Here is a 13,697-nt window from a genome sequence, read left to right as displayed (position 1 = left end):
CCGCGCTCAGGCGAAGGTGGGGCACTCCGAAAGCGGCAGCCCGCGCGCATCCTTCTCGGAGAGGATGGGGCCGCCTTCGGGCATGGGCCAGTCGATGCCAAGCGCCGGGTCATCCCACCTAAGGCAGCATTCATCGTCAGGCGCATAGTAGGTGGTGCACTTGTAGACGAATTCCGCGCCGTCGCCGAGCACGAGAAAGCCGTGCGCAAAGCCCGGGGGAACCCAGAACATGCGGTGTTCTTCCGTATCCAGCACCATGGAATAGCTCTTGCCGAAATGGGGGGAGGAGCGACGCAGGTCAACGGCCACGTCGAACACCCTTCCGCTGATGACCCGCAGAAGCTTGCCCTGCGGCTGCCGCAACTGGTAATGCAGCCCGCGCAAGACGCGCCCGCGCGAACGGCTCTGATTGTCCTGCACGAAGACATGCTCGCCGCAGTGGCGCGCAAAGTCGTTCTGCCGGAAGGTCTCCATGAAGGAGCCCCGCGCATCGCCGTGAAGGATCGGCGTCATCACCACCGGGCCGCCGGGGGCGAGAGTCTGAAATTCCATTTGCCCTGAGTCTCCCTTTGTCGCTCACCGGGGCCGCGGCCCACCGGGCCCAATCCCTATGCGTCGTCTCCTGTCCGCCGCGCCGAATCCAGCAGCCGCAGCAGGTATTGCCCATATTCCGTCTTGCCGAAAAATTCACCGGCGCGACGCATCTCGGCATCGCTTATCCACCCGTTCTGCCAGGCGATCTCCTCAAGGCAGGCCACCTTGAGGCCCTGGCGCGCCTCGATGGTCTGCACATAGGAGGACGCCTCGAGCAGGCTCGAGTGCGTTCCCGTATCCAGCCAGGCGAAGCCGCGGCCGAGGCGCACCACATGGAGATCGCCGCGGTCGAGATAGGCCTGGTTGACGCTCGTTATCTCCAGCTCCCCCCGGGCCGAGGGCTTGAGGCCGCGCGCGATGTCCACCACGGTGGCGTCATAAAAATAGAGGCCCGTCACCGCAAAACGGGAGCGCGGCCGCGCGGGCTTCTCCTCGATGCCGATGGCATTGCCCGCGGCGTCGAACTCCACCACGCCGAAGCGCTCGGGGTCGCGCACCTGATAGCCGAAAATGGTGGCGCCCCTGGTGCGCGCCACGGCGCGGTTCAGCTTTTCCGTGAAGTGCTCGCCATGGAAAACATTGTCGCCCAGAATGAGGCACACGGGCGAGCCGGCGAGAAAGTCCTCACCGATGAGGAAGGCCTGGGCGATGCCGGCGGGCTCCGGCTGCACGGCATAGCTGAACTTGACCCCGAAGCGCGAGCCGTCCCCGAGGAGGCGCTGGTACTGGGGCATGTCCGCCGGGGTAGAAATGACCAGGATCTCCCGGATGCCGCCGAGCATGAGCACCGACAGCGGATAATAGATCATGGGCTTGTCATAGACCGGCAGGAGCTGCTTGGACACGCCCAGGGTGATGGGGTAGAGGCGCGTACCGCTGCCCCCGGCGAGAACGATGCCCTTGTAGGCGCTCATTTGCCCTCCATGCGCGTGCCGAGGCCCAGTCGTTCGCAGCGGTAGGTGCCGTCAAGGATGTTACGCCACCACGGGCCGTTTTCCAGATACCAGGCCACCGTGCCGCGCAGCCCCTCGTCAAAGGCCACGCGCGGCTGCCAGCCGAGCTCGCGCCGAATCTTGCCGGCGTCGATGGCATATCGGCCGTCGTGGCCGGGCCTGTCGGTCACAAAAGTGATGAGGTCTTCGTAGCGGGTCACGCCCTTGGGCTTGACGGGGGCCAGCGTTTCAAGGTGGCCGCAGATGGCGCGGACGACGTCGATATTCTTCTGCTCGTTGCTGCCGCCCACGGTGTAGGTCTCGCCGACGCGGCCGCGGGCGAGCACCGTCATGAGGGCGCGGACGTGATCCTCCACATGGAGCCAGTCGCGGATCTGCGCGCCCGTGCCATAGACAGGCAGCGACCGGCCGGCCAGGGCATTGATGATGGTCAGCGGGATGAGCTTTTCCGGGAATTGCCGGGGCCCGTAATTGTTGGAACAGTTGGTGATGAGCGTGGGGAGCCCGTAGGTGCGCTGCCAGGCGCGCACCAGATGGTCGCTCGCGGCCTTGCTCGCCGAATAGGGGGAGCTCGGCGCGTAGGGGGTGGTTTCGCTGAAGCGCGCGTCCATATCGCTGTCGGCGAGGTCGCCGAAGACTTCGTCAGTGGAGATATGGAGAAAGCGGAAGTCCGCGCCTTTTTTCGGATTTTTGGCGAGAAGATCCTGCCAGTAGCGGCGCGCCTCCTCCAGCAGGACAAAGGTGCCGCGCACATTGGTGTCCAGAAAGGGGGCCGGGCTGTCAATGGAGCGGTCCACATGGCTTTCGGCCGCGAGGTGCATGACCGCATCGGGCTCGAACACCTCGAAGGCCGCGCGCATGGCGGCTGGGTCGGCAATGTCCGCCTGAATGAAGCTGTAGCGCGGATGCTCCTCCACCTCGGCAAGCGACTCGAGATTGCCGGAATACGTAAGCTTGTCGATGTTGACAACGCGCCAGTCATCACGGGCCAGAGCCGCGCGCACGGCCGTCGAGCCGATAAAGCCGGCGCCCCCGGTGATCAGAAGCGTATGCGCCATGGAACGATCCACCTCCTGACTGCGTTTCTAACACAGCATATGCTGCAAACCAAGAGTGCCCCGGGCCCATGCGCTCAGATGCGCATGAGGGCGTCACTCACCCCGAGTTCGCGCAGGCGCACGTAAATGAGGGCGCAGCCTTCGGCATCGGAGGCGGCATTGTGGTGGTTGAGCGGGATGCCGAAATGCGCGCACACATGGTTGAGGCTGCGCGAGGGCAGGTCGAGCGGCGCCCGCCGCGCCCCCCGCAGGGTGCAGAGAAAGGGCTGGGCCGGGGGCTCGAGGCCGGCCACACGGCAGCAGGCATAGAGCACGCGCCTGTCGAACTGCGCGCTGTGGGCGAGCAGGCAGCGGGCGCCGCGCAATATCCGCGAGGCCTCGGGCCAGACCTGGGCAAAGGTGGGCTGGTCTTTGAGGTCGCTCCAGCGCAGGCCGTGGATATGGGTGAACCATACACGCGGGGAGGGCGGCCGAAGCAGGCTTTCAAAGCGCGCCGTCACCCGGCCCCCCTCGATGCGCACGAGACCCACGGCGCAGGCATAGTGCGCCGGCCGGCCGGAGGTCTCGAAGTCGATGGCGACGCAGGCGCCTTCAGCGCAGGGCACAGCCCCCGCGGGGTCTTCAGCGTGCGGCATTACCGGCCGCTTCAGCGAGGCGCGCCGTGATATAGTCGCGCATTTCCGGCGAGTCCTCGTCGAGGTTGAAGCACAGGGCGTCCTCGCCCATGAGCCCCTGCGGCACGAAATCGCCCTGCTCGTCCGGGTCCGTGACCAGGTCGGCGTAAAAACACACCGAGAGCCAGCGGCTTTCGGGCTCGTCGTCCACCACGTCCACCAGCACAAAGAGCTCGCGCCCTTTCTGGGCTGCGTGGCGCGCCCTCAAAGAATAGCTGATGCCGGGCCGGGCCTTGAAATCCAGGCTCACGTCCGCAAGGCCCGCCAGAAACTGCTCCCAGGCCTCAAAGGCCGGCTTCACATGGAGCGGGTCTTCCTTCCAGCCGGCCTCAAACTGCTTCACTTCCTCTGCGACAGATCCGTTCATGGCTGCATCCCCCGGGGCGCGGCCTGTGCCGGCGTGCCCGTCTTGCCGCCCCACTGCCAGGGCGGGCTTGTCATGTTGAGGCTCCAGATGCCGCGCCTGTCCTTGATGGCGCTGTGCTCCTCGATATGCCAGCGGCGGCAGAGCATGGCCTTGCAGGTGGCGCGATCCACCCAGGCGAGGCCCTCGTCCACCAGAAGATTGTTGATCGAGCGTCCCTGCGCCTGCACGAGCGCATGGACAACGCCGGCCCCTTCGCCGACGATGCTGACGATGACACGCTCCCCACGCGGCAGGAGGCTGAGCAACGTTTGCCGCGCTTCCTTGCCGAAGGGCTGGTCTTCGGTCGGCATGCCGATGCCGTAGAGGCTGATGGTATAATCCGCGCTCTTCTTGCCCCAGCGGCTGGCAACGGCGATGAGGTTGCCCTCCTCCACCTCGACCACATAGGCCGTGGTCTTGCGCGGGGTGAAGGCCTCCCAGGCGAGGGCCGTATCCGCCATCAGGAATGCGGCCACCAGGGCCGCAAAAAAAGCCAAGCGCATGGCCCCTCCTGCCTTAAGGAATTCTGCCTTGCGGGCGAAGCCCCGCCGGCCGCAGGATATGAAGATGCCCGCCCCTCCCCGGCCTTGTCAAGCCGGGGAAAGACGGGCACGGGGATAGGCGCGGCGGGGCGTCGTCAGCCCCAGAGGGCGCGGCCCGACTGGTACACGATGACCGCCACCGCATAGGCGAGCGCGGTATTGAACACGATGCTGAACACCATCCAGCCCCAGCTCCCGGCCTCCTGGCGGATGACCACCAGCGCCACGAAGCACGGCGAATACAGGAGCACGAAGAGCATGAGCGCGAGCGCGGTGGCCTTGGACCAGCCCGGGTCGCTCGCCAGGCGCTCGGCAAGGGACTCAGGCTCGTCCGGGTCCTGCTCGCCCAGGGCCCAGGCCGTGCCCATGGTGGAGACCACGGCCTCCTTGGCGGCCACGCCGGCAATGAGGGCGATGTCCGTGCGCCAGTCAAAGCCGGCGGGGCGCGTGAATGGCTCCACCCACTTGCCGAGGCGCCCGGCCACAGAATAAGCGAGCTTTTCCTCCTCGAAGGTGTTGTTCGCCTCGGAAAGCTCCTCCTGCACCGCTTCCCGCTCCTCCGCGTCCTTGGGGAGCGCCTCCAGGCGTTCCTCAAGGGAGGCGATGCGCGCCTCATGCGGGGCCGCGGCCTCATCCGGCAGCATGGGGAAGGTCATGGCCGCCCAGATGACCACGGAAATGGCCAAGAGCACGGTGCCGGCCTTCTTGATATACATCCAGGCCCGCTCCCAGCAGTGCAAAAGCACGCTCAAAAGCGTGGGCATGCGGTAGGGGGGCAGCTCCATGACAAAGGGCGTGGCCTCGCCCTTGACGAGGGACGAACGCAGGAAGCGCGCCACCAGAAGGGCGAAAAACCAGCCGGCCAGCATGATGCAGAACATGACCGTGGCCGCATTTTCGGGGAAGAAGGCCCCGGCCAGCAGCAAAAACACCGGCAGCTTGGCGCCGCACGTCATGTAGGGCAACGTCAGCAGGGTGGCCAGCTTTTCCTTGGGGCTGCGCAGGGTACGCGTGGCCATGGCGCCCGGAATGGCGCAGCCGCCCGCGATGCCCCCGGAGATGACATAGGGCATCACCGAGGCGCCGTGCAGCCCGAAGAAGCGGAACACGCGGTCCATCATGTAGGCCATGCGCGCCATGTAGCCGCTGTCTTCCAGAAAGGAGATGAGCGCGAACATAATCATGATGAGCGGCACGAAGCTCAGCACGCCGCCCACGCCGGCGATGATGCCGTCCACGAGGAGCGACTGCACAAGGCCCTCGGGCAGGATGTCGGTAAGGAAGTCACCCAGCAAATCGAAGCCGTCCTCCACCCATTCCTGCGGATAGGCGCCGAGCTCGAAGGTGATCTGGTACATGAGGTAGAGCACGCCCAGCATGATGAGCGGCCCGAAAAAGGCGTTGGTGAGCACGCGATCGATCTTGTCGGACAGCGCAAGCCGGTCCCGCCCCGGGTCCCTGTCCAGCACGCCGTCACGCAGGATGCTGTGGATGAAGCCATAGCGGTGGTCCGTGATGATGGACTCGGTGCTGGCGTTGAAGGTGTCATGGATATGGGCGGCTGTTTTGCGGCAGATGGTCTCCAGGCGCTCGGTGGCGGCGGCGTCGCAGGCTCGGGCCTCGCGCATGATGACCTCATCATTTTCCAGCAGCTTGAGCGCCAGCCAGCGCGGCGCATACACGTCTTTCAGGAGGCCGGAGGACTCGATGATGCGCTCCATCTCGAGAAGGGCCGTGTCGATGTCCGGCCCGTAGGAGAGGCGCAGGGGCTCGCGCGGGCCGCCATCGGCCAGTTTGATGGCTTCCTGCATGGTCTCGCGCAGGCCCTCGCCCTCGCGGGCGATCATAGGCAAGACAGGTGTGTGCAAGAGTTTGCCAAGGCGCTCCATGTCGATGTGGATGCCCGCCTCACGGGCCTCGTCCATCATGTTGCACGCGAGGACAACGGGCATGCCCATTTCGAGCAGCTGCACGGTGAGCAACAGGTTGCGCTCAAGGGCTGAGGCGTCGGCCACGTCGATGACAGCCTGCACATGCCCGGCGGAAAGCTCGCCGCGCGCCACCAGCTCTTCCTGCGAAAAAGCGGTGAGGCTGTAGGTTCCCGGCAGGTCCACCAGGGTGATGTGGCGCCCGTCGACATCAAGAGTGCCCTCTTTCCGGTCCACGGTCACGCCGGGGTAATTCCCCACATGCTGCCGCGCGCCGGTGTAGGCGTTGAACACCGTTGTCTTGCCGCAGTTGGGGTTGCCCGCCAGCGCGATGCGCAAAGGCGCGCCGGCGGCGTGATCCGTCTGTTTTTCCGTCCCTTCGTTCATTCTTCCTCCATGCCCCGTGCTCACGCATCCTTAGGAAAGGATAGGCAAAATGAAATTCATTTCCGAAATAACGGCTGCCTCGAGCCTTGTCAAGCGGCTACCCGAGCAGACATTCCCGCAGGGTCGAAACGCCGCAGGAATGGACGAAGCGGATGGGAATGTTGCGCGAGCGCGCGGCCTGCTGCGCCTTGCGCTTGGCCTCATGCGAGATCTTGTTGGTAAAGACGATGAGCGCATCGGGGTTCCCGATCTTGGCAACGAAGTTGCGCTCATTGCGGCTGATGCACTTGAGGTCGTGGCCAAGGGCCTCTGCCGTGGAAATGTACTCGGGCTTCAGGCGGTCCATGCCGCCGATAAGCGTCACGCTCATGGGTCTCTCCTCCCTGCCGGGCGCAGCCGGCAATTTTTCCCGTGTTGGAGAGACACTAATTGAAAATGAATTTCATTGTCAAGAAGAGCGCCCGCTCTTTCGCGCACAAATTTGCCGGCGCCCGCTGTCGTCCTATTAATCCTATTAAAAGGACAGCCCGTGGGTCATGACCGTGCATTCCGCGGGAGAACCGGGGCTGATGCCCCGCGGGAGCTCGCCGCTGAGGGCGATGCGTACCGGGATGTAGGCCACAGGCCGGCGCATGGAGGCAGCGCTGCCGTCCTCCTGAGGCGCGGCACCCAGCCCTTCGGGGAGCGGCTGCGGAGGCAGCACCTCTCGCACGCTGCCCGACACGCTGGCCTGCCCGATGCGGATACTGCACCGCTGGCCGGCGCGGATGCTGTTGGCATCCCCGGCCGGGAACCAGGCATCCACCCAGAAGGCGTCACGTGCGGCCGCGCCCGCGGGCGCGATGAAGAGCGCCGGTTCCCCAGCCTGGAGCAGTTGCCCGGGTTCTGCCATCCGGCGCAGCACCGTGCCGCCCACCGGCGCATAGAGGGTACCGTCGGCGGAAAGCTGCTCGGGCAGCGCGCTCCGGGTGGCATTCTGGCGCTGCTGCGAGGCGTGGTTGCGCGCCGCCATGACCTCCTGGCGGATGCGCTCCAGCTCCTGCTCCAGCGCCGCGCGCATGAGGCTCGCGCGCTCAAAGTCCGCCGCAGCCGCCTCCTTGCGGCTGCGCGCCATGGCTTCGGCCTCGCGCGCTGCGGCATACTTCTCCTTGCCGGCCGTGCGTTCGCCGCCCTGGCTGTCCAGCCCGCGCAGGGCCAGTTGCGCGCGCACATGCTCGGTCACGCGTTCTTCGCGCAAGAGGCGCAGCCGGTCTTCCTCATTGCGAGCCTGGGCCATGCGCACGGCGAAATCGCGTTCCGCCTCCTGCGCCTGGCGCAGACGGCCCGCGCTCTCCACCATGTCCGGCCCCTGGGCTGGCCGCAAGCTGGCGGCCTCTGCGGCAGCCTGAGCGAGGTGGCGGTCATAGGTCCCGGCCTCCATGCTGCCCACGGGCTGCCCCTGCGCCACAGTGTCCCCTTCCTTCACGTCGAGGCTCGCCACATGGCCGGAAAAGCGGGGCGCCACCACATGCACCATGCCGTCAAGACGAGCGGCAACGCTGGTCACGCGGCCGGAATACATCCACCAGGCGAGGGCCGCGCCCGCCAGCACGAGCACGGCGATAAGCAGCATCAGAAGACGGCGCAGGGGCCAGCGGCCGCTGCTCTTCGCGGTGGGGAGTTCAAGGGTCAGGGCTTCGGTCATGGCGTTTCTCCGGGCAAAGGGCGACCGGGCGGGCGCAAATTTCCCGCCGGCGGTTTTTCCTTTTTCGATGCAGATACCGTACCAGCGGCCAAGCCGCTGGCCTCATGCGCCGTCGGGTGCCCGCGCGCCGATATTCTCCCGCCGTTCCGCTTCCATGGGGAGGGCGGCCAGCCGGCGGCGCACAAGGTCAAGAGCGTGGCTCGCCGCGCGCTGGCGCGTCCAGTTGCGGCCGAGGTAACGCCCCTGCGGCCGCATGACGCGCAGCCAGATGCCGTCCGGCGCGCTGAGGGCAATATAGACAAGGCCCACGGGCTTTTCCGGCGTACCGCCGTCCGGCCCGGCGATGCCGGTGATGCCGATGCCGAGGTCGCCGCCCTGGCGCAGGCGCGCGCCGTCGGCCATCCATGAGGCCGTCTGCGGGCTCACGGCGCCATGGGCGGCGAGCACCTCTTCGGGCACTCCGAGCAGGCGCGTCTTGGTGCTGTTGGCATAGGTGACGAGGCCGGTCTCGAACACGGCGGAGGCCCCGGGCTGGTCGGTGATGCGCTTGGCGAGCAGCCCCCCGGTGCAGGACTCGGCCGTGACGAGATGCAGCCCCGCATCGGTCAGGCCGGCCACAACGACCGCCTCCAGGCTCGGTACATCCACGCCGTAGACCACATCGCCCAGGCGCTCGCATACCGCGCCCACAAGCGGCGCCGCAAGAGCACGCGCTTCAGCCTCGCTGGCGCCCTTGGCCGTGACGCGCACGAACATCTCGCCGTCCGTGGCATAGGTGGCCGCTGTGGGGTTGCTGCCCTGCATGAGGTCGCTGATGCGCTCGGCCGCGGCGCCCTCGCCGATGCCGAAAGTGCGGATCATGGTGGAAACGATGACTTCGCCTGTGCGCCGCTCGAGGAAGGGGCGGACGCTCCCCGCCAGCATGGGTAAAAGCTCGGACGGCGGCCCCGGCAGCAGCAGAACGAACTTGTCCGCGCCCACGGGCACGGCGCAGCCCGGCGCCGTCCCCACGCTGTTGGGGAAGGCCTCGGCCCCGGCGGGCAGGAGCGCCTGCTTGAGCTGGTTTTCGCCCATGGGACGCGTGCCGAAATATTCCCGCAGTCTGGCGAGGCTTGCCGCGTCTTCCACCAGCGGCAGCCCGGCCACGCGGGCGACGGTCTCCTTGGTGAGGTCGTCGTCCGTGGGCCCGAGGCCGCCGGTGCAGACCACGAGCGAGCTGCGTGAGAGCGCTTCGCGCAAGGCGGCTTCAAGACGCGCGGCATTGTCGCCCACGGTCTGCACATGCTCAAGGTCGATGCCGAAGGCCGCGAGCTCCCGCGCCACATGGGCCGCGTCCGAATTGACGGTATGCCCGAGCAAAAGTTCCGTACCCACCGAGATGATTTCCGCTTTCACGCCTGCTCCTTGCGCGCGGGCGCGCTCGAACCGCGCCCCGCATGCTGGGAGAAGTTAACCTTCCGCCCCGCCCTTCGCAAGGGCGCAGGGGGGAGTCCGATGGGCGTTTCGGGGCATCCGCCCTTGACAAGCCGGCCCAAAAGCGTTTGAGTTCCATGTGTACGACGTTGCCGCCACGGCGCTGGCCGTCGAGTGGGGAATCGATACGCGGTTGCCGTCACGCCATCTATCAGGAGGAAACGCTGATGACCAAGGCCGAACTTGTCGAAAAAATCGCAGCCAGGGGCAATCTCACCAAGGCTGGTGCCGAAAGGGCGCTCAACGCCTTTCTTTCCGCCGTGGAAGAGGCCCTGTGCAAGGATTCCAAGGTGACGCTCACCGGTTTCGGCACCTTTGCCGTTGAGAACCGCAAGGAACGCCAGGGGCGCAATCCGCGCACCGGCGAGACCCTGACCATTCCGGCCTGCAAGATGGTGCGCTTCCGCGCCGGGAAGACCCTCAAGGACGCGCTTAACTGACCACTTTTCCCGCGCCGCGGCAGCCCTGGCACCTGTGGTGCGGCTGCCGCGGCCCGGTCCCCCGTGCTCCCTCGCTCAAGCCCCGGCCGCTTGTGCACGGGGCGCCTTTTTTTGCATTCGCGCCGATATTTTTGCTTGAACTTCCGCTCCGGATGGAGTATGGATGCCTTTCGCATTTTTGCGCCGCAAAGGCGCCCAAAGGGGGTGATGTTCGTGCCCGGAGTTTTTCTGAATGATGACGAATATAACTTCGACATTGCCCTGCGCCGTTTCAAGAAGCAGGTGGAGAAGGCCGGCATTCTTTCTGAAATGAAGAAGCGCCAGCACTACGAAAAACCCAGCGTCATGCGCAAGAAGAAGAAGGCCGCCGCCCGCAAGCGGCTGATGAAGAAAATGCGCAAGATGAACATGGCTTAAGCTCCGCCACACATACTGCTTAAGCGCTGCGGGAGATCCTCGGGTTTCCCGCAGCGTTTGCGTCTTCAGCTGCAACCATCTCCCTATTCCTGCGAGAGGAAGTCATGAGCCTGACGGAACAAATCGAAAATGACTATGTACAGGCCTACAAGGCCAAGGACGCGCTCCGCGTGAGCGTGCTGCGCATGGTCAAGACCGCCGCAAAAAACCGCCTTGTGGAACTGCGCCGCCCGGGGGGCACGCTGGACGATGACGAATTGCTGGACGTGTTCATCAAGGAGGCCAAGCAGCGGCAGGACTCCATCGAGCAGTACACGGCCGCCAATCGCCCCGACCTCGCCGAAAAAGAGGCGCAGGAATTGGCCATCCTCACGCACTATCTGCCGAAAAAGCTCTCCCCGGAAGAACTGGACGCCGCGGTCAATGCCGCCGTGGACGATCTTGGCGCCACCGGCCCGCGCGACATGGGGCGGGTCATTTCCGCCATCATGACCGCCTTCAAGGGCCGCGCCGACGGCAAGGAAGTGGCCGCCGCCGTCAAGAAGCGCCTTTCCTAAGTAAAGGCGACCGCCAACGCGCCCGCGCCCTTGCCGCGTCCGCGGTTTTTTCTATCGGTGTGCCATTGCCAGACCGGGGGCCGGCCTTATCTTGTGCGGCATCACCACCCAACCGTGATGCAGGATCATGATACATCCCCGCACCCTTCAGGCTCTTGAATTCGACAAGATCATCGCCGCGCTGGCGCAGCGCTGCATCTCGGCGCCGGGGCGCGCGCTCGCCGAGGCGCTGAAGCCCCTGCCCGATGCCGCGGCAGCGCACAAGGCGCTCAAGATTTATGAGGAAGCCGCCCTGTGGGCGGCCACGCCTGAGCCGGCCAGCGGCAGGCCCTTCGCTCTCGCTGGCTTCCCGGATGTTTCGGGCCTGCTCCAGGCAGCCCAAGGGGGCACCGCAGCTCCCCACCGTGCCCTCCCCGATACCGAAGCCTTCTGGGCCCTGCGCGAGCTTTTGCGCGCGGCAACGAAGGCCCACACCTCCATCACCGTGCCCGACGCCGCCCGCAAGTGGCCGCTGCTTCTGGAGCTTGCCGAAGAGCGGCCCCTCCCGGCCCAGCTCACGGCAGCCCTCAACCGCTGCATCTCCGACGACGCCCTCCTGAAGGATGAAAGCTCGCCCGAGCTCTACCGCCTGCGCAGCGAAGTGCGCCGGCTGCACCAGAGCTGCCTCAGGAAGGTCAAGGATTTCGCGCGGCAATACAATCTCGTGCCCTATCTGCAAGATGATTTCATGACGCTTTCCTCCGACAGGTATGTCCTGCCGCTGAAAGCCAATTTCAAGGGACGCGTGCAGGGCATCATCCATGACTGGTCGCAGACGGGCGAGACCTGCTATTTCGAGCCCCTGTTCCTCGTCGAGATCAACAACCGCCTTCAGGAACTCAAGCATGAGGAGCGCGAGGAGGAGCGCAAGGTGCTCGCCTACCTGCGAGACCTGCTCGTGAGCGAGCTTCCGGGTGCTGAGGGCGCGCTCGCGCTGCTCGCAAAGCTGGACCTCCTCCAGGCCAAGCGCCGCCTCGCCGAGGCGCTGGACGCCCGCCCGGTGCCGCTGACGCCGGCGGAGGAAGGCATCGCCCTCGCGGGGGCGCGCCACCCGCTGCTGGTGCTCGCCCGGCAGGGGTTGGAAGCGCGGGAGGGCGCCTCCCAATCAGGCAAAAGTTCCCGGCCTGTGGAGCCTGTGCGCCCGCTGGACATCATCCTCCGGCCCGGCGAGCGCGTGCTCGTCATCACGGGCGCCAATGCCGGCGGTAAGACCGTCTGCCTGAAGACGCTGGGCCTCATCGCCGCCATGACCATGAGCGGCCTGCCGGCCCCGGCCGCCAGCGGTTCGCACCTGCCGTGGTTCGAGCGCATGGACGCCTTCATCGGTGACGAGCAGAGCCTGGACGGCAATGTCTCCACCTTCACCGCGCAGATCGACCATCTTGCCAAAGCCTGGAAGCATCTGGACGCGCAGGGCCTCGTGCTGCTCGACGAGTTCGGCGCCGGCACCGACCCGGCACAGGGCGCGGCGCTGGCCCAGGCCGTGCTCGACGGGCTTTTGGACAAGCGCTGTTTCGCGCTCTCAGCCACGCATTTTCCGGCACTCAAGTCCTACGCGCTCACGCGCGAGGGCGTGCGCGCGGCTTCCATGCTCTTTGACCCGGCCACGCGCAGGCCGCTCTATGCTCTCGCCTATGACCAGGTGGGCGCCAGCCAGGCGCTGGACGCCGCCCGCGAGCACGGCCTGCCCGAAGACATCCTGCGCCGGGCCGAGCACTATCTTTTGCAGGACGGGCAGGACACCACCGCCCTTCTTGCGCGCCTCAACGAGCTCGCAGCACAGCGCGAGGCGGAGCTTGGCGCCCTCAAGAAGGAGCGCGAGGCCGCCCACAACGCCGCCGCGCAGGCCAGGGAGCGCCTGGAAAAGGAGCGCACCCGCCTGCACGACGAGACGCGGCGCCACGCGGCCGAGCTCATGCGCGCCTGGAAGGAGGGCCGCGCCACGGCCAAGCAGTCCCTCAAGGAGATGTCGCGCCTGCGCGCCTCGCTGGCGCCCGCCGGTGACGCGCCCGCGGATTCGGTGCTCCCCGAGGCGCAGGCGCTCAGCGTGGGCCAGGAGGTGTTCCACACGGTCTTCAACAAGCGCGGCGTCGTGACAGATGTGGACGAACGGCGGGGCCGCGTGCGCCTGGACATGAACGGCGTCATCCTCTGGGCCGAGCGGCGCGACCTGCGCGAGGCTGCGGCCCCGGGCGCCGGCAAGGCCGCAGCGGGGCCGGTGCGGGCGCCGTCGACGTCACCCCGCAAGGCCGCTCCCGCGCAGGGAGAGACAGCGACCATGCGCCTCGATGTGCGCGGGCAGCGCGCGCCCGATGCCATCGCTGCCACGGAGCGCTTCCTGGACAAGGCCCTGCGCGCGGGCTTTTCCGAGCTGGAGATCGTGCACGGCCGCGGCACCGGGGCCTTGCGCCGCGAATTGCAGGAGTTTCTGCGCGCCCATCCCGCTGTCGCCAGCGCGACACTCGCGCCCGAGGACCGGGGCGGCGACGGCATGACCATCGTGGTGTTGCGGTAGGCCGGGCTGCCGCGCCGCTTTTTCTGTCAC

14 protein-coding genes are annotated in these 13,697 nt (G+C 66.6%); 4 read left to right on the top strand and 10 right to left on the bottom strand.

What is annotated here, in order from left to right; all coding sequences use genetic code 11:
• Positions 1-6 precede the first annotated feature (6 nt).
• The 10 genes from rfbC to HDR50_RS07700 all read right to left on the bottom strand — a co-directional run bounded on the left by rfbC (position 7) and on the right by HDR50_RS07700 (position 9,621).
• Complete coding sequence (gene rfbC / locus HDR50_RS07745; protein ID WP_291357504.1) at positions 7-552, bottom strand: dTDP-4-dehydrorhamnose 3,5-epimerase; 546 nt, start codon at positions 550-552, stop codon at positions 7-9.
• A 56-nt stretch (positions 553-608) separates the two neighbouring features.
• Positions 609-1,508, bottom strand: a complete 900-nt coding sequence (gene rfbA / locus HDR50_RS07740) for a glucose-1-phosphate thymidylyltransferase RfbA (RefSeq protein WP_291357501.1) — start codon at positions 1,506-1,508, stop codon at positions 609-611.
• Positions 1,505-2,605: a dTDP-glucose 4,6-dehydratase gene (gene rfbB / locus HDR50_RS07735; RefSeq protein WP_291357499.1), complete on the bottom strand. Its 1,101-nt coding sequence runs from the start codon at positions 2,603-2,605 to the stop codon at positions 1,505-1,507. The genes rfbA and rfbB overlap by 4 nt, the downstream gene beginning before the upstream one ends.
• A 74-nt stretch (positions 2,606-2,679) precedes the next feature.
• A complete protein-coding gene (locus HDR50_RS07730; RefSeq protein ID WP_291357497.1) occupies positions 2,680-3,240 on the bottom strand; it encodes an exonuclease domain-containing protein in 561 nt (186 codons plus the stop codon).
• A complete protein-coding gene (locus HDR50_RS07725; protein WP_291357495.1) occupies positions 3,227-3,646 on the bottom strand; it encodes a hypothetical protein in 420 nt (139 codons plus the stop codon). Before HDR50_RS07725 ends, HDR50_RS07730 begins: the two co-directional genes overlap by 14 nt.
• A complete protein-coding gene (locus HDR50_RS07720; RefSeq protein ID WP_291357493.1) occupies positions 3,643-4,188 on the bottom strand; it encodes a thermonuclease family protein in 546 nt (181 codons plus the stop codon). The genes HDR50_RS07725 and HDR50_RS07720 overlap by 4 nt, the downstream gene beginning before the upstream one ends.
• 134 nt (positions 4,189-4,322) lie before the next feature.
• A complete protein-coding gene (feoB, locus tag HDR50_RS07715; RefSeq protein ID WP_291357491.1) occupies positions 4,323-6,542 on the bottom strand; it encodes a ferrous iron transport protein B in 2,220 nt (739 codons plus the stop codon).
• Between the two features lie 97 nt (positions 6,543-6,639).
• Complete coding sequence (locus tag HDR50_RS07710) at positions 6,640-6,912, bottom strand: DUF2325 domain-containing protein (protein WP_165077408.1); 273 nt, start codon at positions 6,910-6,912, stop codon at positions 6,640-6,642.
• Positions 6,913-7,056: 144 nt separating this feature from the next.
• Positions 7,057-8,226 carry an HlyD family secretion protein gene (locus HDR50_RS07705; protein ID WP_291357488.1) on the bottom strand — a complete coding sequence of 390 codons (1,170 nt, stop codon included), beginning with the start codon at positions 8,224-8,226 and terminating at the stop codon, positions 7,057-7,059.
• Positions 8,227-8,328: 102 nt separating this feature from the next.
• On the bottom strand, positions 8,329-9,621 hold the full coding sequence (locus HDR50_RS07700; protein WP_291357486.1) for a competence/damage-inducible protein A: 1,293 nt from the start codon (positions 9,619-9,621) through the stop codon (positions 8,329-8,331).
• A gap of 41 nt (positions 9,622-9,662) precedes the next feature.
• Here HDR50_RS07700 and HDR50_RS07695 point away from each other — a divergent pair, with 41 nt between their 5' ends.
• The 4 genes from HDR50_RS07695 to HDR50_RS07680 all read left to right on the top strand — a co-directional run bounded on the left by HDR50_RS07695 (position 9,663) and on the right by HDR50_RS07680 (position 13,667).
• The gene (locus HDR50_RS07695; protein WP_365817196.1) at positions 9,663-10,139 is read left to right on the top strand and encodes an HU family DNA-binding protein; all 477 of its coding nucleotides are present in this window, start codon (positions 9,663-9,665) and stop codon (positions 10,137-10,139) included.
• A 213-nt stretch (positions 10,140-10,352) separates the two neighbouring features.
• On the top strand, positions 10,353-10,556 hold the full coding sequence (gene rpsU / locus HDR50_RS07690) for a 30S ribosomal protein S21 (protein WP_165078020.1): 204 nt from the start codon (positions 10,353-10,355) through the stop codon (positions 10,554-10,556).
• A gap of 104 nt (positions 10,557-10,660) precedes the next feature.
• Positions 10,661-11,113 carry a GatB/YqeY domain-containing protein gene (locus HDR50_RS07685; protein WP_291357482.1) on the top strand — a complete coding sequence of 151 codons (453 nt, stop codon included), beginning with the start codon at positions 10,661-10,663 and terminating at the stop codon, positions 11,111-11,113.
• Between the two features lie 127 nt (positions 11,114-11,240).
• On the top strand, positions 11,241-13,667 hold the full coding sequence (locus tag HDR50_RS07680; protein ID WP_291357480.1) for a Smr/MutS family protein: 2,427 nt from the start codon (positions 11,241-11,243) through the stop codon (positions 13,665-13,667).
• Positions 13,668-13,697 lie beyond the last annotated feature (30 nt).

This window comes from Desulfovibrio sp. (assembly GCF_014803725.1).
Lineage (GTDB): Bacteria > Desulfobacterota > Desulfovibrionia > Desulfovibrionales > Desulfovibrionaceae > Desulfovibrio.
Note: the sequence above shows the minus strand (reverse complement) of the source record. Positions and strands in the feature narration are given on the sequence as shown.

Coding starts and splice junctions, on each gene's coding strand:
- rfbC (WP_291357504.1), bottom strand. CDS start 552: ATGGAATTTCAGACTCTCGCCCCCGGCGGCCCGGTGGTGATGACGCCG.
- rfbA (WP_291357501.1), bottom strand. CDS start 1,508: ATGAGCGCCTACAAGGGCATCGTTCTCGCCGGGGGCAGCGGTACGCGC.
- rfbB (WP_291357499.1), bottom strand. CDS start 2,605: ATGGCGCATACGCTTCTGATCACCGGGGGCGCCGGCTTTATCGGCTCG.
- HDR50_RS07730 (WP_291357497.1), bottom strand. CDS start 3,240: ATGCCGCACGCTGAAGACCCCGCGGGGGCTGTGCCCTGCGCTGAAGGC.
- HDR50_RS07725 (WP_291357495.1), bottom strand. CDS start 3,646: ATGAACGGATCTGTCGCAGAGGAAGTGAAGCAGTTTGAGGCCGGCTGG.
- HDR50_RS07720 (WP_291357493.1), bottom strand. CDS start 4,188: ATGCGCTTGGCTTTTTTTGCGGCCCTGGTGGCCGCATTCCTGATGGCG.
- feoB (WP_291357491.1), bottom strand. CDS start 6,542: ATGAACGAAGGGACGGAAAAACAGACGGATCACGCCGCCGGCGCGCCT.
- HDR50_RS07710 (WP_165077408.1), bottom strand. CDS start 6,912: ATGAGCGTGACGCTTATCGGCGGCATGGACCGCCTGAAGCCCGAGTAC.
- HDR50_RS07705 (WP_291357488.1), bottom strand. CDS start 8,226: ATGACCGAAGCCCTGACCCTTGAACTCCCCACCGCGAAGAGCAGCGGC.
- HDR50_RS07695 (WP_365817196.1), top strand. CDS start 9,663: ATGCTGGGAGAAGTTAACCTTCCGCCCCGCCCTTCGCAAGGGCGCAGG.
- HDR50_RS07685 (WP_291357482.1), top strand. CDS start 10,661: ATGAGCCTGACGGAACAAATCGAAAATGACTATGTACAGGCCTACAAG.
- HDR50_RS07680 (WP_291357480.1), top strand. CDS start 11,241: ATGATACATCCCCGCACCCTTCAGGCTCTTGAATTCGACAAGATCATC.